Annotated in this window: 19 protein-coding genes; 13 read left to right on the top strand and 6 right to left on the bottom strand. The window is 57.9% G+C overall.

Annotation, left to right across the window (positions count from 1 at the left end; genetic code table 11):
• The first annotated feature begins 73 nt into the window (after positions 1–73).
• The 5 genes from MWH26_RS01555 (at position 74) to MWH26_RS01535 (ending at position 5,085) form a co-directional block, all read left to right on the top strand.
• Positions 74–679 (top strand): HupE/UreJ family protein, encoded by a 606-nt coding sequence (locus MWH26_RS01555; RefSeq protein ID WP_247975763.1) that lies wholly within the window; start codon positions 74–76, stop codon positions 677–679.
• A 219-nt stretch (positions 680–898) separates the two neighbouring features.
• Positions 899–3,259: a M1 family metallopeptidase gene (locus MWH26_RS01550; RefSeq protein WP_247975762.1), complete on the top strand. Its 2,361-nt coding sequence runs from the start codon at positions 899–901 to the stop codon at positions 3,257–3,259.
• A 196-nt stretch (positions 3,260–3,455) separates the two neighbouring features.
• On the top strand, positions 3,456–4,196 hold the full coding sequence (locus tag MWH26_RS01545; protein WP_247975761.1) for a hypothetical protein: 741 nt from the start codon (positions 3,456–3,458) through the stop codon (positions 4,194–4,196).
• A 58-nt stretch (positions 4,197–4,254) separates the two neighbouring features.
• Entirely contained in the window at positions 4,255–4,629 is a 375-nt protein-coding gene (locus MWH26_RS01540) for a PH domain-containing protein (protein ID WP_247975760.1), read from the top strand.
• Between the two features lie 72 nt (positions 4,630–4,701).
• Positions 4,702–5,085, top strand: a complete 384-nt coding sequence (locus tag MWH26_RS01535) for a hypothetical protein (protein ID WP_247975759.1) — start codon at positions 4,702–4,704, stop codon at positions 5,083–5,085.
• Positions 5,086–5,161: 76 nt separating this feature from the next.
• Here MWH26_RS01535 and MWH26_RS01530 read toward each other — a convergent pair whose 3' ends face one another.
• The 3 genes from MWH26_RS01530 to MWH26_RS01520 form a co-directional block, all read right to left on the bottom strand.
• Positions 5,162–7,201 carry an alpha/beta hydrolase family protein gene (locus tag MWH26_RS01530; protein WP_247975758.1) on the bottom strand — a complete coding sequence of 680 codons (2,040 nt, stop codon included), beginning with the start codon at positions 7,199–7,201 and terminating at the stop codon, positions 5,162–5,164.
• 333 nt (positions 7,202–7,534) lie between these two features.
• Positions 7,535–8,917: an NAD(P)/FAD-dependent oxidoreductase gene (locus tag MWH26_RS01525; protein WP_247975757.1), complete on the bottom strand. Its 1,383-nt coding sequence runs from the start codon at positions 8,915–8,917 to the stop codon at positions 7,535–7,537.
• 319 nt (positions 8,918–9,236) lie between these two features.
• Entirely contained in the window at positions 9,237–9,920 is a 684-nt protein-coding gene (locus MWH26_RS01520; protein ID WP_247975756.1) for a carboxypeptidase-like regulatory domain-containing protein, read from the bottom strand.
• Positions 9,921–10,043: 123 nt separating this feature from the next.
• Between MWH26_RS01520 and MWH26_RS01515 the strand changes: the two genes are divergently transcribed.
• The 4 genes from MWH26_RS01515 (at position 10,044) to MWH26_RS01500 (ending at position 12,277) form a co-directional block, all read left to right on the top strand.
• Positions 10,044–10,442: an ArsR/SmtB family transcription factor gene (locus MWH26_RS01515; RefSeq protein WP_188559456.1), complete on the top strand. Its 399-nt coding sequence runs from the start codon at positions 10,044–10,046 to the stop codon at positions 10,440–10,442.
• A 42-nt stretch (positions 10,443–10,484) separates the two neighbouring features.
• Positions 10,485–10,811: a (2Fe-2S) ferredoxin domain-containing protein gene (locus MWH26_RS01510; protein WP_244694804.1), complete on the top strand. Its 327-nt coding sequence runs from the start codon at positions 10,485–10,487 to the stop codon at positions 10,809–10,811.
• Positions 10,812–10,889: 78 nt separating this feature from the next.
• Entirely contained in the window at positions 10,890–11,585 is a 696-nt protein-coding gene (locus MWH26_RS01505) for a YjjG family noncanonical pyrimidine nucleotidase (RefSeq protein ID WP_244694803.1), read from the top strand.
• 143 nt (positions 11,586–11,728) lie between these two features.
• Entirely contained in the window at positions 11,729–12,277 is a 549-nt protein-coding gene (locus tag MWH26_RS01500; RefSeq protein ID WP_244694802.1) for a hypothetical protein, read from the top strand.
• A 62-nt stretch (positions 12,278–12,339) separates the two neighbouring features.
• Here MWH26_RS01500 and MWH26_RS01495 read toward each other — a convergent pair whose 3' ends face one another.
• A complete protein-coding gene (locus tag MWH26_RS01495) occupies positions 12,340–13,341 on the bottom strand; it encodes a glycoside hydrolase family 43 protein (protein ID WP_247975755.1) in 1,002 nt (333 codons plus the stop codon).
• A gap of 205 nt (positions 13,342–13,546) precedes the next feature.
• On the opposite strand from MWH26_RS01495, the gene pruA reads away from it, so the two are divergent.
• A complete protein-coding gene (pruA, locus tag MWH26_RS01490) occupies positions 13,547–15,217 on the top strand; it encodes an L-glutamate gamma-semialdehyde dehydrogenase (protein ID WP_247975754.1) in 1,671 nt (556 codons plus the stop codon).
• A 60-nt stretch (positions 15,218–15,277) separates the two neighbouring features.
• Here the strand turns inward: pruA and MWH26_RS01485 are convergent, their stop codons facing one another.
• Both MWH26_RS01485 and MWH26_RS01480 read right to left on the bottom strand, forming a co-directional pair.
• Positions 15,278–15,637 (bottom strand): Uma2 family endonuclease, encoded by a 360-nt coding sequence (locus tag MWH26_RS01485; RefSeq protein ID WP_262921990.1) that lies wholly within the window; start codon positions 15,635–15,637, stop codon positions 15,278–15,280.
• Positions 15,638–15,643: 6 nt separating this feature from the next.
• Complete coding sequence (locus MWH26_RS01480) at positions 15,644–15,871, bottom strand: Uma2 family endonuclease (protein ID WP_247975752.1); 228 nt, start codon at positions 15,869–15,871, stop codon at positions 15,644–15,646.
• 133 nt (positions 15,872–16,004) lie between these two features.
• On the opposite strand from MWH26_RS01480, the gene MWH26_RS01475 reads away from it, so the two are divergent.
• The 3 genes from MWH26_RS01475 to MWH26_RS01465 all read left to right on the top strand — a co-directional run bounded on the left by MWH26_RS01475 (position 16,005) and on the right by MWH26_RS01465 (position 17,678).
• Positions 16,005–16,397 carry an NADH-quinone oxidoreductase subunit A gene (locus MWH26_RS01475; RefSeq protein ID WP_244694798.1) on the top strand — a complete coding sequence of 131 codons (393 nt, stop codon included), beginning with the start codon at positions 16,005–16,007 and terminating at the stop codon, positions 16,395–16,397.
• Between the two features lie 69 nt (positions 16,398–16,466).
• Entirely contained in the window at positions 16,467–17,021 is a 555-nt protein-coding gene (locus MWH26_RS01470; protein ID WP_308428074.1) for an NADH-quinone oxidoreductase subunit B, read from the top strand.
• Positions 17,022–17,114: 93 nt separating this feature from the next.
• Positions 17,115–17,678 carry an NADH-quinone oxidoreductase subunit C gene (locus MWH26_RS01465; protein ID WP_247975751.1) on the top strand — a complete coding sequence of 188 codons (564 nt, stop codon included), beginning with the start codon at positions 17,115–17,117 and terminating at the stop codon, positions 17,676–17,678.
• Positions 17,679–17,694 lie beyond the last annotated feature (16 nt).

The raw sequence follows: 17,694 nt of genomic DNA, 5'->3' as shown, positions 1-17,694 counted from the left end.
GCTCGGCACTACCTCCGTAGTACAGAGTAAGCCCGACTTTACGCATCCGCCCGCTATCTGCTAGATTTGCCCGATGTCGTCCTCTGTCTTCACTACGTATCTGCAGCTTGGGTTCCACCACATTTTCAACCTGCAGGCCTACGACCACCTCGTATTTCTGCTGGCCTTGTGTGCGCCCTACGTATTGCAGGACTGGCGCCGGGTAGTGGCCTTGGTTACTAGCTTCACGGTGGGCCATTCCGTCACGCTGGCCCTGGCTACGCTGAACGTGGTGCGCTACTCACCCGCGCTGATTGAGGTGTTAATTCCCATTACCATTGTGCTGACCTGCCTGCTGAACCTGGCGCGGGCCGGCCGCGCCGCCTCCCGCCCAACTACCCGCCGCGAGTCAACTTACCTGCTGCTGACACTACCCAACCTGCTGGCAGCCTTGTTTGGGCTGATTCACGGCTTAGGCTTCTCGAGCTACCTGCGCGAGCTGCTGGGCCAGCAGAGTCGGCCGGTGCTGGAGTTACTGAGTTTTAACCTGGGCGTGGAGTTGGGCCAGCTGCTGATTGTGGCCATCATTCTGCTGGTAGGGCTGGTGCTACTGCGCGCCTTCAACGTTGCCCGCCGCGACTGGCTGTTGGTTACGAGCGGGGCCGCTTTGGGCATTGCGCTGACTTTGTTAGTAGGCTAAGTGGTGAAATTGTGAATTGGTGAGTTTGATGTTCTAACTGCGTGTATGGAGCAGTTCGTACGATCAGAACATCAAACTCACCGATTCACCATGTCACAATTTCACCACTTGACTTGCAACCCACCGAGCCCGTTTGTGTCTTTCGCCGCACGCGGCGGAGGCCGATTTTTGGACCCGTCGTTTTAACCTGATTTGCTCTCTTCTCTTCGTTCTTCCTCTATGCTAAAACCTACTCTGCTGGCCGCCGGGTTGGTGGCGCTGCTGGCCCTACCGGCAGCGGCCCAGTCCACCAACTCCGGCACCGATAAATTTGCCCAGCTGGAAACCCTGCTGCCTACCCCCAATACTTACCGGACGGCCTCGGGCGCGCCCGGCAACGAGTACTGGCAGCAGCGCGCCGACTACAACATCCGGGTAAAACTGGACGACACGAAGCAGTCGATTTCCGGCGACGAGGACATTACCTACACCAACCTCTCGCCCGATGTGCTGACCTACCTGTGGGTGCAGCTCGACCAGAACGTGATGGACAAGAACTCCATTACCACCGCCACGGAAGTCGGCCAGATTCAGCCGCGCATGTCGTTTCAGGCCCTGGAATACCTGCAGCAAAGTGAATTTGACGGGGGCTTCAAGATTTCGGAAGTAAAGCTGAAGGGCGGCAAGGCCCTGCCTTACGTTATCAACCACACCATGATGCGCGTGGACCTACCCACGCCCCTGCGCCCGCGGCAAGCCGTAACGTTCAGCATCAAGTGGGCCTACAACATCAACGACCAAACCAAAATCAGCCAGCGCTCGGGCTACGAGTATTTCCCGGAGGACAAGAACTACCTCTACGAAATTGCGCAGTTCTACCCCCGCATGGCCGTGTATTCTGATAATCAGGGTTGGCAGCACAAGCAGTTCCTGGGCAACGGCGAGTTTGCCCTGCCCTTCGGCGACTACCGGGTGAGCATTACGGCTCCCGCCGACCACGTAGTGGGTGCCACTGGCACGCTGCAAAACCCCAACGACGTGCTGTCCTCGGTTCAGCGCCAGCGCCTCGAAAAAGCGAAGAACTCAACCAAACCGGTCCTGATTGTGTCGCCGCTGGAGGCGGAGCAGGCCGAACAGAAGCGCGCCACAGGCACCAAAACTTGGACGTACGCCGCCAAAAACGTGCGCGACTTCGCCTGGGCTTCCTCCCGGAAATTTATCTGGGATGCCATGGGCATCAAGCAGGATGGCACGCCCGTGATGTGCATGAGCTACTACCCCAAGGAAGGCAATCCGCTCTGGGGCAAGTATTCGACGGAAGTGGTGGCCCACACCATCAAAACCTACTCGAAGTTCACGATTCCGTACGCTTACCCGGTGGCTATTTCCGTGCACGGTCCGGTGGGCGGCATGGAGTACCCGATGATCTGCTTTAATGGCGGCCGCCCCGAGAAGGACGGCACCTACTCGGCGGACCGGAAATACGGGATGATTTCGGTGATTATCCACGAGGTAGGCCACAACTTCTTCCCGATGATTGTGAACTCCGATGAGCGGCAGTGGACGTGGATGGACGAGGGCCTGAACACCTTTGTGCAGTACCTCACGGAGCAGGAATGGGAGCGTAACTACCCCTCTAAGCGCGGCGAGCCGGCCAACATTGTGGCCTACATGCAAACCGACAAAACCCTGCAGACGCCCATCATGACCAACTCGGAATCGGTGCTGCAGTTTGGCAACAACGCCTACGGCAAGCCCGCTACCGGCCTGAACATTCTGCGCGAAACCATCATGGGCCGCCAGCTCTTCGACTACGCTTTCAAAGAATACGCTACCCGCTGGGCCTACAAGCACCCTACCCCCGCCGACTTTTTCCGGACCATGGAAGACGCCTCGGGTGTAGACCTGGACTGGTTCTGGCGCGGCTGGTTCTACACCGTGGACAAGACCGACCTGGCCATTGAAAGCGTGAAGTGGTACACCGTGGACTCCAAGAACCCGGAAATTGAAAATGCCCGGAAGCGCGAAATCATCAACAAAGCGCCCCAGAGCATTTCCCAGCAGCGCAACCTCCAGGACATCAAGAAAACCCTGGTGGACGACAAGCCCGAGCTGAAGGATTTCTACAACAACTACGACCCGCTGGCTACCACCGAGGCCGACAAGCAGCGCTACCAGCAGCTGGTGAAGGGCCTGAGCCCCGAGCAGCAGCAGCGCCTCAACAGCGGCCTGCACTTCTACGAGGTAAGCCTGAAAAACCGCGGCGGCCTGACCATGCCGGTTATCGTGCAAATGACCTACGAGGACGGCAAGCAGGAAATCATGAACATTCCGGCCGAAATCTGGCGCAAGAACAACGCGGAGGTAACCAAGGTATTCATTACCGAAAAGCCGGTGGTAAGCTTCGTGCTGGACCCCTTCCTGCAAACCGCCGACACGGACCTCTCCAACAACGCCTGGCCCCAGAAAGCCGCACCCTCGCGCTTTGAGCTGTTCGAGCAGCAGCAGCGCGCCCAGCCCAACCCCATGCAGCAGCAGTCGGCCCTGCAGCAAAAGGAGCAGAAGCCAGTGAACAGCACTACCTCGGGCGGCACCAACTAAGCATTGCTACTTTTGCAGTAGATTTCAGCAGCCGACCCCAATAGGGTCGGCTGCTTTTTTATGGTCAGACTTAGCTCGTTAGAACTTAGCACGAAGTACCGGCTTACAACCATCAACCAATATCTTGGCGTTGCGCCGCAACGAGGCAATTATTGTAAATAGCCGCTGGCTTCCGTTCCGTTATTGTTTAGCCATTATGCCACATTTTCGCTTCGGGCCGAAATTCAATTTCTGGCCGCTCTATACTACTATTCAGCAGTATTATCCATTGGGCCTGGCGGTTCCAGAGTATGATGATGACTTCCGCCGACGCTACCCGGGCCACGAGCAGCTGTGGAACATCTGTACTGACCGCATAGAGAATTACCCGGCTTTCCGACAGCGCTGGAAACCGTTTCAGAACCACCTGAAGGCCGTGTTTAAGCGCACGGTGTACCAGTCGGGAGGGGTGGCTCCATCCTACGCCGGCCATTTGGTTGTGCAGAAGCCAAAGCCCCCGGCCTTGGGCCACCGGAAAGAGTTGCACTTTGCCATCAGCCTGCTGGGACCCTACTACACGATTTACGGCCTCGATACTTCCTGGGTGGAGCTGCCCGAAACCCGGTACGCCATGGGTCATCCGGAGCCGAATACCCAGCCAGTAATGCGCTCGGCCATTCACGCCCTTACCATCTCGCCCTATGAGGAGTACGCTGACCTGTTTGTACGTCTGGAAGCGGCCATCCGAGAGTGGTTTCCCGAGCATCGGCTGGTGCCCTTTGCCATCGGCCGCCAAGCGCTGGCGGGCTTAGTTGTGGAGGGCTGCTCTGCGCAGCCCGCCTGTCTGCACGCGGCCGTGTTTCACACCGAAATACCCTGGCAAAGCTTAGGATTCCAGCACCACCGCGGCGACGAGCACTACGGCTATGACCAGTGGCTGACTGAGCCAGCGACGTAGCGTATGCGGAAGAAGTGTAGCTTCCCTTATCCTTTCCACTCCTAAACTTCCTACCCCTATGGGACTTCTCGATGCCCTCCTCGGCAATGCCGCCGAAACTGACGCCCAAGACATTCAGCTGGAACTCAGCCAGCTGCTGGCGCCCGGTGAAACTGTGCGCATTGCCTACGCCGTAGTGCGCGACCTGATGGTGTTTACCTCCAAGCGCCTGATTCTGGTGGACAAGCAGGGCGTGACGGGCAAAAAGCGCGAGTACCTGAGCATTCCCTACCGCAGCATCGAGCGGTTTTCCATGGAAACTACCGGCCATTTCGACCTAGATGCGGAAATAAAAATCTGGGTGCGCGGCCAGACCGAACCCATCAGCAAGAACTTCCGCAACGACAAGAACATCCACGATGTGTACCGCGCCCTGAGCGAGTTTGCGCTCTAGCGCCGGGGTAGGCGCATGCAACCTTTTGTCAGGGAAGGAGGCTCCCAGTGTCACATTCTGATTACATCTCGCATGACACGAACCATACTTTCTCTGGGGTTAAGTGGCTTTTTGCTGGCCGTACTACTAGGTAGCTGCCGGAGCAACGAAGAAGCGGCGGAGCCTGATCTGTCCTGTATTAGCGGCCAGGTAGTAGGGCCGAGCTGCAATGGCACACTCATTCAGCTTCCGGCTGATGTGGCACTGGGCAACACCATTTCCTACGCTGATACGTTGCGCTCGAACGTCATTGGAACGTATTCCGAATTGCCGGCGGGCGTGGGCCCAGGCGACAAGTTCACCTTCAGTCTGCGTAAGCCTACCAAAGCAGAGGCTACCCCTCGCATCTGCCTTGCTATCTATTCAACCTTCGATGTGCCGCAGATGGTAGTAGAAGGGCCAAGGTGCCAGAGGTAGTCATCGTATTCCTATCTCAAAAAAAGCCCATCGCAGATTTGCGACGGGCTTTTTTAAATTCATAATCAGTGTTCCATTACTGACCGCCGGCAGTAGCAGTTCCCGTCTTCAGATACTTGTCGTACCAGGCCAGGTACCGCTCGTAGCGGTCCTTCACGTAGCTAGGCTTGCTGATGCCATGGAACTGGCCGGGGTAAATGATAAGCTGAGTGGGCACTTTCAGGCTTTGCAGGGCCTGGTACATCTGCTCGGTGTTGAGTAGGGGCACATTAAAGTCCTTCTCGCCGCACAGAAACAGGGTGGGCGTGCTGATTTGGCCGGCGTGGAAAAAGGGATAGGAAATGCGCATCCACACGTCGGTATGCTCCCAGGGCGTGCCCAGCTCGGTTTCGTAGTCGCGGATGTACTGGTCGGTGCCGTAGCCGGCCAGCACGTTGGCAATGCCTGCCCCGCTAGTGGCAGCCTTGAAACGCTTGTCGCGGGCGATGAGGTGGTCGGTGAGGATGCCGCCGTAGCTCCAACCGCCCACCCCGAGGCGGGCCGGATCGGCAAGGCCCTGCTGCACGGCGTAATCGACTACGGCCAGAGCATCGTCGGAGTCTTTGTTGCCCCAGTCGGCGTAGATGGCGCGGCAGTACTCCAGACCACGGCCCGAGCTACCACGCGGGTTGCTGGCTACTACCGCGTAGCCGCGGGCGGCCAGCACCTGCCACTCCGGCGAGAAGCTGTAGGCAAACTGCGAAACGGGCCCACCGTGAATCCGCAGCACGGTGGGGTACTTCTGGCCCGCCTGGTAGCCCACGGGCTTTACCAGAAATCCGCTTACCTGCGTGCCGTCTTTGCTCTTGGCCTGCAAAGGCTCCACGGCCCCGAGCTGTACAGTTTTCAGCCAGGCGTCATTCTGTTTGGATAAGGGGCGCAGGCTTTTCTTCTCGAAGGCAAACACCTCGTCGGGCAGTAGCGGCTCGCTGTTTACTACCACTACCTGCCCTTTCGGACCCAGCTCAAATTCCGTGATTTCGCGCTGCCCGTCCAGCACCCGCTCTACCTTGCCGCCCGTAGCCGGCACGCGGGCCAGCACCTGGGCGCGGTCATCTTCGAGCAGAAAATACAGGCTCTTGCCATCTTTGGACCACTGGGGTTTCAGCGTGTTCCGGTCGAGGCCTTGGGTGAGCAGCTTGGGCGTGCCGCCGGCAGCCGGAATGACGGCTAATTGGTGCAGGCCGTACACCAACTGCTCTTTGGGGGCACCTTCCACGAAGGCAATTTGCTTGCCATCGGGGCTCCAGGCGGGGCGGCCGCTCCAGTTGCTGGGGGCGCTGTCGGCTACATCAGTTGTCGTGAGTTGGCGCGGCTGGGCCCCGGGCGTGACGTCGATGGCGTAGAGGTCGAAGTTGTCGTGGCGGTCGGGGTCTTCGCCGCGCTTACTCACGAACACTAACTGCCGGCCGTCGGGGCTCCAGGCGGGGGCGTACTCATCAAAGCGGCCGGGCGTGAGGTTTACCAACTTGCGCGTGGCCACCTCGAATACGTACAGGTGCTGGCGCTGCTTGTTGAGGTAGCCATCCACGTCCTGCTTAAACTGAAACCGGTCGAGGACAATAACCGGAGGCGTTTTCTTGCGGGCCCGCTGCACCTGCGTCAGTGAGTCCGGGTCGGCGTCGCGGATGATAAGGGCCAGGCGCTTGCCGTCGGGGGCCCACACGTAGTCTTGCACGCTGCCTCTCAGCTTGGTGACTTTCTCGGCCTCCCCCCCGTTGCGGTTTAGCAGCCAGAGTTGAGCTTTGCCTTCCTCGCCCTCGCCGCGGCTGGAGAGAAAGCTCAGGTAAGTACCATCAGGGGAGAAACGGGGGCTGGTTTCGTTGTCGGGGCTGGTAGTGACGCGCAAGTTGCGGGTGCCGTCGTAGCGGGCCATCCACACGTCGGCGTTGTTTTTATCGGCGGCGGTATCAGCCTGACTCACCACGTAGGTAACCCACTGCCCATCAGGCGAGAAGTGAGCGTCCCGCACGTCACGCAGTTGCTGCAGGTCGCGGGCCGTGAGCGGGTGCGGAACCGTTTGCGCCGCCACGGCGGCCGGAGCCAGCACGCCCAGCAGGAAGAACAGCTTTTTCATATAGAGGGGTAGAAAAGAATGCCAACAAGGACAAGGAGCCGCCGGAGAGGTTGCCCCCACTTCTTCCTGAAGATACAACGCCGCAGGGGCCTTCTCCACGGATGAGGTACAAAAAAGACCCCGCCGGGTGGGGCGGGGCCTTTTCATCAACTGCGTTATCAACTGTCATTCCGAGAAATGTGCGCATCCAGCAGCGACGAGGAATCTGGATTAGCCTCTCAACGACTTGGCTCAGATTCCTCGCTCTACTTGGATTGACAGATTAAACTACATGAGCAACAACGCGAGCAGTAGGTCAGTCGAGCTAGGTACCGCGTCTCTACCATCCTTTTACTACCCCCCAACTACAGCAGCAGTAGGCGTGGGCACCGAGGGGTTATACTGGGGAGTGGAGGCGTTTTGCTGGGCAGAGGGTTTGCCCTTGTCGTCCTTGAAATCGTTGCGCTTATAGGGCCGGATGATAAGGCGCAGGGCTTTGTCGGAGCTGAAATAGCTGATGGCCCAGCCTACCAGCGTCACCACCTTGTTGCGGAACCCGACCAGTGTAAGCAAGTGCACGAATAGCCAGGTGAGCCAACCCAAGAAACCGCCAAAGTGCCGGTTGCCAGGCAAATCAACCACGGCACGGTTGCGGCCCACAATAGCCATGCTGCCTTTGTTGAGGTACTTGAAGGGCTTCAAGGCTTCGCCCTGGAACAAGCGCTTGAAGTTGTCGGCCAGCTGTTCGGCCTGCTGGATAGCTACCGGAGCCAACATGGGGTAGCCGCGGGGCATTTCCTCCGTCACCATGTTGGCCACATCCCCGATGGCGTACACGTTCTGAAAGCCTAGCACCCGGTTTACGGTATCCACGTTGATGCGCTTGTTGCGGGCCACGGCCGCTTCCGGCAGGCCCTCCACGGCGGCCCCGTTCACGCCGGCTGCCCAAATCAGGTTTTCGGTGCGGATGTACTCCGTTTCGGAATAGTAGAGCTTGCCGCTCTCAAACCGTTGGGCTTTCATGTTCAGGCGCACGTGAATACCCATGTCTTCCAGGTATTGCTTGGCCTGCACCTGCGAGTCCTTGGACATGGGCCCTAGCACTTCCTCCCCCGATTCGACCAAGTAAATTTCCATCTGCTTCAAGTCGAGCTCGGGGTAGTCTTGGGGTAGTACGTCCTTGCGCATTTCGGCCAGGGAGCCGCAGATTTCCACGCCCGTGGGGCCGCCGCCCACCACCACCACGTTCAGCAAGGCTTGGCGCTGGGCCGGGTCTTCGGTCAGCAGGGCCTTTTCAAAGTTCTGAAACAAGTAGCTGCGCAGGTTCAGGGCGTTGGGTATGCTCTTGATTTGCATGGCATTGCGCTCAATGCTGTCCAGCCCAAAGTAGTTGGTTAGCGAGCCGGTGGCTACTACCAGGTGGTCGTAGCGGATTTCGCCGATGTTGGTCACTACTGTGTTGCGGCCCGTATCTACCCGCTCCACATCGGCCATGCGGAAAAAGAAGTTCTGCTGACCAGCGAAGATTTTACGGATGGGATAGGCAATGCTGTCGGCTTCCAGGGCGCCGGTGGCAACTTGGTAAAGTAAGGGCTGAAAATTGTGGTAGTTGTTACGGTCGATAACCACCACTTGCACGGGCGAGTCGGCCAGGTCTTTGGCCAGCCGCAGCCCAGCAAAGCCACACCCAATAATAACAATGCGCGGTTGGGAGGTAACCGGAAGATTGGTATCCATAAAACAGTACAGGAAATTGCGCCGCAAGCAGCGCCGCAAACCAAGGCAACAGTGCCAAAATCCTGTACCGAAAAATGCCGGTTGAGGTTGTGAATCGGTGAACTAGTGAAATGGTGAGATGGTGAGTTCTGTCAGGGCGATGTACGACGCCATCCTTCCTCTCTACTGCTGTGACCACCCCAATAAAATAGCAAGCCCTTATCCTCGTGTAGAGAATAAGGGCTTGTCACGTCTCAAGGGGTAGTGCTACGTGGAGGAAGGGTAACGTTGCGCGGCTCGCCCTAACAGGACTTACCAGTTCACCATCTCACTAGTTCACCTAGTAGTCTACCCCTTCTTTTTTCTTGAACTCACCGTCTTTCACCTGTTTGATTAGCTGCAGCCAGCTGAACGGGTTGAGCAGGGGGTTGTTGGTAGCGGGGGTGGGGCCCATGCCCATACGGCGCTGCTGATCGTACTGCTGGTTTTGCATGGTTTGGCGGTAGTTACCCATGCTGGTTACCGGTAGGGTATTAAACATGCGGCGCATTACCTGCTCGTTCAGCTTGTCGGCAGGCGTCCGGTCACTTTCCGTGGGGGCTTTCATGGCCAGGAAGGCTTCCTTGAAAGCTTTTTCGGTGGCGTAGGGGAAGATGCGCACTTCGGGCAGCACGGTGGCGTCTTCCTTGAGCTGCACAATAACGGAGTAGCTCTGGCGCTGATAGTCTTCCGGAATGATAACGTACTGGTTACGGTAGCCCAGGCTCCGAATAACGATACTGTCGCCGGCCAGCACGGGTAGGGAAAAGTAGCCGTAAGGGTTGGAGGCCGTGCCCCGGCCCGCCTTGGGCACGAAAATGGCCGCACCCGGCACCCCCAGCAACGAATCGCCAGAGGCCACGATGCCAGTGAACTGCACCACCCGGCGCTGGCCCTGGGCCCGTGCCTGGCCCGGCACCAGCAGCAAGGCTACCAGCAGAAACCCAAGCAGGGCGGGTAAGAAAGAAATACGAATTCGAGCCACAGCAGACATACAAGGCATTACAGACGACAAAGATACGGCACTTTCAGGGGCCGCTGCCCGGTTTAGCCTAAATTCGGGCCCGCCCCAATTGGTTCGGTCCTCCTTCCCTGCTTTTGTCTAAAGATGCGCCTCAAACACTTTACCGTTGCATTTGGCCAGCAACTATTCAAGGCCCTGGGCGATGAGAGCCGGGTGCGCATCCTGCATTTGCTCTGGCGCAACCAGGAAATGTGCATTTCCGACCTGGAACAGGTGCTGGATTTCACCCAGACCAAAACCTCCCGGCAACTAGCGTACCTGAAAAATGCCGGCCTGGTAAATTTCCGCCGCCTCGACAACTGGGTGTTTTATTTCATCAAGGACGAGGCCCAGGATTTTCTGCACCAACTGCTGGGCTACATGGAACGGGACCCGCAGCTGGTACAGGATCAGAAGATTTATCAAACGCTCTGGTCGAACCGGGAACTGGCCGCGTATAAGCTGCAAAACCGCCGCTGGACCGGCTCGCCCGAACCCCGCTAAGCTGGGGCGCAGGCTTCTCTCTTTTCCTGGCTTTTTTAGTGTATGAAATCTGCTTCCGCCGTTACCCGCCTGTTTGTTTGTACTGCCCAGAAAGATGAAATTGGAAAGGATGTAGCGAAGGCGCTGAAGATTGAGCTTAAAAAGCAGGGCCTCAAAAAACTCTTTACCGGCGGCGAAAAGCTCAAAGTACGGGTGCAAACCTGCAACTGCCTCGACCTCTGCAAGCACTGCAAAAAAGGACCCGGGGCGGCCATCATTCTGCATCCGGAAGGCACCGTGTACGGCGACGTAAAACCCAAAGACGCAGCCGACATTGTGCGGGAACATCTGGGCGAGGGCCAGGTTGTCAAGCGGTTACGAATAGAATAAAAGCTCACATACCGGACCTTCAGCCTAGCTCCAGTGCCATCCGCAGCTCTATCCTCATTTTTAATTCTCAATTTTTAATTGAAAACGTACCGCCATCTTTTCTTCGACCTGGACCACACGCTCTGGGATTTTGAAGCCAACGCCGACGAAACCCTGCGCCACCTATTCACGCAGCACGAGCTGAGCCGGCACGGCATTACCGCGGAGGATTTTATCCGGGTTTATTCCGACATCAACCACGGGCTGTGGCGGCTGTATCAGGGCGGCAAGATTACCCAGCAGCAGCTACGGGTTACCCGCTTCCCGCGCACGTTCGTGAAGCTGGGTTTGCAGGAAACCGATTCGCCCGAGGCCATTTCAGCCCAGTTCACCGAAATTCTGCCCCAGAAAACCGCCGTGTTTCCCTACACCTACGAGGTGCTGGATTACCTGCGCGACAAAGGCTACGCCCTGCACCTAATTACCAACGGCTTCAAGGATATTCAGTACGTAAAACTTAACTCCTCCCGGCTCACCGACTATTTTCAGGAAATCGTGACGTCGGAATGCTGCGGCCACCTCAAGCCCGACGCCCGCATTTTTCAGCACGCCTTGGAACGCACCGGTGCTACCCCGGTTGAGAGCCTGATGATTGGCGACAACCTAGAGTGCGACGTGCTAGGCGCCTTCAATGCGGGTATCGACCAGGTATATTTCAACCCCGACAAGCGCCGTCATTTTGCGCAGACCACTTACGAAATCAGCTGCCTAAGTGAGCTGAAGAGCATTCTGTAGCTGTGTCTTTCTGAAACAGCCATCCTAAGCAAAGCCAGAAAACTGAGTTTCTTCCTTACGAGCCCAGTCAACACCCTACCCGCGCTCGGCACATGACAGCTCCACCCAGGACCTAACCCGGCGGGCTCCTTACCTTTGCGGTCATGATACGACTCATTGGCTTTTCGGGGCGCCGCGGCAGCGGCAAAGACACCATCGCCCGCCTGTTGCAGCAGTTGCAACCAGAGCGCCGATGGCATATTCGCTCCGTGGGGGAGCCCATTAAAGCCGTATGTGCCGCACTGGCAGGAGAAGGCGTGGCGCCTTACTTTTCCCAGCAGGGCAAAGCGGAGCGCCTGCCCGCGTTTGGCCGCACCCGCGGCGAAATGCTGCAGCAGGTAGGCCTGGCCCTGCGCCACTGGGAGCCGAACATTTGGGTGCAGGCTTTCTTCTCCCACCTACCGGCGGAGCAATGCACCCTGATTCCGGATGTGCGCTTTCCCAACGAGGCCGACCTGATTCGTAGCCGCGGCGGGCTGATGCTGCGCGTGGAAGGCGACCCGCTCCAGCAGCGCGGCGACGGCACGCGCGACGACCTGCACCTCAGCGAAACTGCCCTCGACGACTACCCCCACTTCGACGCCACCATCCTCAACAACGGCTCATTTCAGGAGCTGGAGCAACAGGTGCGCGAGTTGTTGGAGCGGGTATGAAGTATTTGCTGCAAAGACAAACCACTTGCTAGCAGCCTCTGCTGAGCTAAATAGTCGTTTACTCACCCACCTACCGGCCCTGGCTGCACCTGCCACGACGGCGTGCCGCCCGTCACGAGCCGGGGCCAGCCAGCCACGTATTCCAGCCGGTCTAGGAGCAGCACGCGGCGGGAGAAGCCTTGCTCGTCGTCAATGGCATCGAAGGTGGGTTGCCGGGGGTCGATGGCATGGTAGGCCAGCCAATCCTGCCCCGCGGCATCGGTGATAACGCAGTTGTGACCGGGGGCGTGCCAGTGCTGGTTGCCTTCTAGCAGCGTGACGTAAGGGTTACCGGTGACGTCGGCTAGCGTTTCGAAGGGACCAGTAGCGGCCCGGGACCGGGCTACCAGCACGCCATAGTGGGCATCGGGGCCGCAGCAGTTGTTGCCAGAATAAAATAGGTAGTACCAGCCCTGGCGCAGCACCACCCAACTGCCTTCCAGTAGCTGGTCGTAGCGGTGCGGGTCGCCGGCTCCGGCGGGCGTCAGCAGCACGATTTCCTGGCTGCCAGAAGCAAAAGACAGCCGGTTCTCCGCTAACTCCCGCACCCGAATGGGGCCAAAGCCGGAACCCCAGTAAAGCAGACGCTTGCCGGTGGTGGGGTCATCGAAAGCCATAGGGTCGATTTCCAGAAAGCCCGCGCCGCGTTGCAACGGTGCGCCCACATCCACGAACGGGCCGGCGGCAGTAGCGGAAGTAGCCACGGCCAGGCATAGGCCCGCGCCGGTATCGGGTTTGGCGGAGTAATAAAGGTAATAGATACCGTTATGCTCACTTACGTGCGGGGCCCAGAACTTCTGGGTTGTGCTGGCCCAGAGCGGCTTCTGCGGCAGTCCTTCGCCTAGGTAGTCCCAGTGCACCAAATCGGTGGAGCGGGCCACCTGCAAGTTGACAATAAGGTTGCCAGGGCGCTTGGTTTGGGTGCCGTAGGCGTAGTAGAAACCATCCGAAGCCCGGATAATAGTGGGGTCGGGAAAGTCGAAATCCCAGACGGGGTTGCGGTAGGTAGGGGCAGCTTCAGGCATCTTGTAAAACCAAGTAGGACAACTCCTAAGCAAACGAATTCTGGCCAGCTTGGATGCAGAAGAAGGCCGTGAGTAAGCCTGAGCGCAGAACATCACGTGGCCTGGCGCGCATTAGCGGCCTTAAGCAATAATCTATTTTCCGGTTGCTGGCTACCTTTGCCTCTCCCCCATCCACCATCCACGCACCCTAAAACTAGTCATCAGCATGGCCAACGGCTTTTTCAACGTTCCTATTCCTATTAACGAGCCAGTTAAGGCGTACGCCCCCAACTCGCCCGAGCGCACCGAGCTGCTCAAGACCCTGAAGGAGCTCAAGCAGCAGGAGCGCGACATTCCCATGCACATTGGCGGCCAGGAAGTACGCACGGGCAAAACCCAGCGCATCTTCCCGCCCCACGACCACCAGCACACGCTAGGCTTCTTCCACGAGGGCGACGCTTCGCACGTGCAGCAGGCCATTGACGCCGCCCTAGCCGCTCGCACTGCCTGGGCTGAACTGCCCTGGGAGCAGCGCGCCGCCATCTTCCTGAAAGCCGCTGAGCTGCTGGCTGGCCCCTACCGGGCCCGCCTCAACGCCGCTACCATGCTGGGCCAGAGCAAGAATGCGTTTCAAGCTGAAATCGACGCAGCCTGTGAGCTGATTGATTTTTTCCGCTTCAACGTGCACTTCATGCAGGAGCTGTACGGGCAACAGCCCCAGAGCCAGCCCGGCATGTGGAACCGCCTAGAGCACCGCCCGCTGGAAGGCTTCGTGTTTGCCCTCACGCCCTTCAACTTCACCTCCATTGCCGGCAACCTGCCTACTTCCGCCGCCCTCATGGGTAACGTGGTGGTATGGAAACCCGCCAACACCCAGATTTACTCAGCCCAGGTGCTGATGGAGTTGTTTAAGGAGGCTGGCGTACCCGACGGCGTTATCAACCTAGTGTATGTAGATGGCCCCACCGCTGGTGAGGTTATTTTCTCTCACCCGCAGTTTGCCGGCATTCACTTCACCGGCTCCACGGGCGTGTTCCAGAACATCTGGCAGACCATCGGTCAGAACATCAAGCGCTATAAGAGCTACCCCCGCATCGTGGGCGAAACTGGCGGCAAGGACTTTATTTTGGCTCACCCTTCGGCCCACGCCAAGGCGGTAGCCACAGCCATTACCCGCGGCGCCTTCGAGTACCAGGGCCAGAAGTGCTCGGCCGCCTCACGCGTTTACCTGCCCAGCAATTTGGCCAGTGAAATCCTGGGCTACGTGAAGCAGGACTTGGCCTCGTTTAAAATGGGCGACGTGGAGGATTTTTCGAACTTCATTAACGCCGTTATCAGCGAAGCTTCTTTCGATAAGCTGGCCAAGTACATTGATGGTGCCAAGGCTGATGCCAACGCTGAAATTGTGGCCGGCGGCGGCTACGATAAGTCCAAGGGCTACTTCATTGAGCCCACGGTTATCGTGACCAAGGACCCGAAGTACGTGACCATGTGCGACGAGCTGTTCGGCCCGGTGGTAACGGTGTACATCTACGAGGAAGCAGAGTTCGAGCAGACCCTGGAGGTAGTGGATTCCACCTCGCCCTATGCCCTCACCGGCGCCATCTTCTCCCAGGACCGCTACGCTATTGAGCTGGCCTCGAAGAAGCTGGTGCAGGCCGCTGGCAACTTCTACATCAACGACAAGCCCACCGGCGCCGTGGTAGGACAGCAGCCCTTCGGCGGCGCCCGCGCTTCCGGCACCAACGACAAGGCTGGCTCCCTGCTGAACCTGCTGCGCTGGGTGTCGCCGCGCGCCATCAAGGAAACCTTCGTGCCGCCCGTTGATTACCGCTACCCCTTCATGGGCGTAGAAACCGGCGAAAACCTGAACGTAACCGGTCAGGGCGGTTTCTAAACCAATACTGATTAATTGCAAAAAGTCGCTTCAGTTGTTCTGAAGCGGCTTTTTGCTTTACTAGGTACGGGGCTTGTCTAGTTGAGGCACCATGTCCAGCTCGGTGTAGATATCGGCCAGGGGTAGGACAATACCCAGCTCCGAAATGGTCGCGGCATCGTCCTGACTGGCCAGAGGCGTATACGACCACACGCCCGAGGGCTCCCGTCGGTACCACTCCACCAGCCAATTATTGACCGACACCAGTAGATAATGCTGCAGAGAAGACAGCTGGGTGTAACGGCTGAATTTCCACACCCGGTCGTGGCTTTCCGTGCCCGGCGAAAGCACTTCAATGAGTAGGACTGGGTGGTGCATCATCACTTGGTCCAGCGAGTCATTGGGGTGGCAGGTCACCATCACGTCGGGGTAGGTGTACAGTTCCCCTTACAAGACGGCTAGGCGCACATTTTCCGCGTACACGCGGCAGCCTTTGCCTCGAAGCGAGTTACGTAGGCTCATGACACAGTTTGACACCGTGAGGTTGTGCCCGTCTACCCCACCGGACATGGCGAACACTTCCCCGCGGTAAAACAGGTGCCGTTCTTCCGAGGCCTCTTCCAGAGCAAAATATTCTTCCACCGTGTAGCGCCGGGTAGTGGCAATTTGTTCCATACCAATCAGCAAGGGGGTTTCCTTCAAAGATACGCCTTTCTCTTCCCGCCTGATTTCACCTTTGTTCCCAACTGCCCAAGCGCTACCTTTGCCTCCCATGCCGTTTCTGAGCGGCTTTACTTTGTCGATGCCTATGCTTCTCGCTGTTCCGACCCAATATCAACCCGCTGACTTTCTGCCAATTATTGTGCAGTTTGTTTTAGCCATAGCCTTCGTAGCTTTTTCCATGGTAGCCTCCCACTTGCTGGGGCCGCGCCGCAAGAGCGTAGTAAAGGACGAGGCCTTCGAGTGTGGCATCGAATCGGTGGGCAACGCCCGCACCCCGATTTCGGTGAAGTACTTCCTGACGGCCATCCTGTTTGTGCTCTTTGATGTGGAGGTAATCTTCATGTACCCTTGGGCCGTGAACTTCCGCGCCCTGGGCAAGGACGGCTTCATTCAGATGATTGTCTTCCTGGCTCTGTTGATGGCAGGCTTTGCCTACGTCATCAAAAAAGGCGTTTTGCGCTGGAATGAAGCCCGTTAGGGCAACCTTTAGCCGCTGGCTAGTGTTGCCTACCTGAAGCCTTCTGCTTCCCCAAACTGACTGATCCTCATGGAAAATAGAGCTCCTGAAATCAAAATGGTAGACGCGCCTGATGGCCTGGAAGGCGCGGGTTTTTTTGCTACCTCCCTGGAGAAAGTGGTGGGCATGGCCCGCGCTAACTCGCTCTGGCCCCTGCCCTTTGCTACTTCTTGCTGCGGCATTGAGTTCATGGCAACCATGGGTGCCCGCTACGATATTTCGCGCTTTGGCTCTGAGCGGCCTTCTTTCTCGCCCCGGCAGGCTGACCTGCTGATGGTGATGGGCACCATTGCCAAAAAAATGGCGCCCATTGTAAAGCAGGTATATGAGCAAATGGCTGAGCCCCGTTGGGTGCTGGCCATGGGTGCCTGTGCCTCGTCGGGTGGTATTTTCGATACCTACTCCGTGCTTCAGGGCATCGACCGGATCATCCCGGTTGATGTGTACGTGCCCGGTTGCCCGCCTCGCCCGGAACAGGTACTGGACGGCCTAATGCGCATTCAGGACCTGGCTCGCAACGAATCTACCCGCCGCCGCAATTCGCCTGAGTATCAGGCCCTGCTGGCATCGTACAACATTAAGTAAGCTGTTGGCTGTTGGCTATTGGCTGTTAGCTTCTCTTCTGGAGGCACAGCCAACAAGTCAATAGCTAGCAGCCAACAGCTAATAGCTTACAAAATGGCTGATCAAAACGAATCCCCGGAGGCACAGGAAATGGCCGCAGCTCAAGACCCGGCAGCGCAGAAAAATGCTCAACTCCTGGGCTTACTGCACCGCTTGTTTGGGGCCGAAACCTTCACCGACGTAGAAGAGCCCTACGGCCTGCTGACGGCTACCACCACGCGGGAGCGGATTCATGACATCATTGCTGGCTTGCAGCAGGATCAGGAGTTACAGCTTAACTTCCTGACTACTATGTGCGGCATGCACTTCCCCGAGCGGGAAGGCCAGGAGTTGGGCATGGTGTACCACCTGCACAGCCTGACTCAGAACATCCGGTTACGGCTGAAGATCTTCTTCCCTATTGCCGACCCGGTAGTACCTACCCTGACTGACCTCTACGCCACCGCAAACTGGATGGAGCGCGAGGCATATGATTTTTACGGCATCATCTTCCCCGGCCACCCCAACCTTATTCGCATCCTAAATGTGGAGGACATGGACTACCACCCCATGCGCCGCGAATACGCCTTGGAAGATGGTACTCGTGAGGATAAAACTGACCTTTTCTTCGGCCGCTAGGCCCCTGATACCTTTA

Source organism: Hymenobacter sublimis (genome assembly GCF_023101345.1).
GTDB classification, from domain to species: Bacteria; Bacteroidota; Bacteroidia; order Cytophagales; family Hymenobacteraceae; genus Hymenobacter; species Hymenobacter sublimis.
This window is presented reverse-complemented; position numbering and strand designations above follow the sequence as displayed.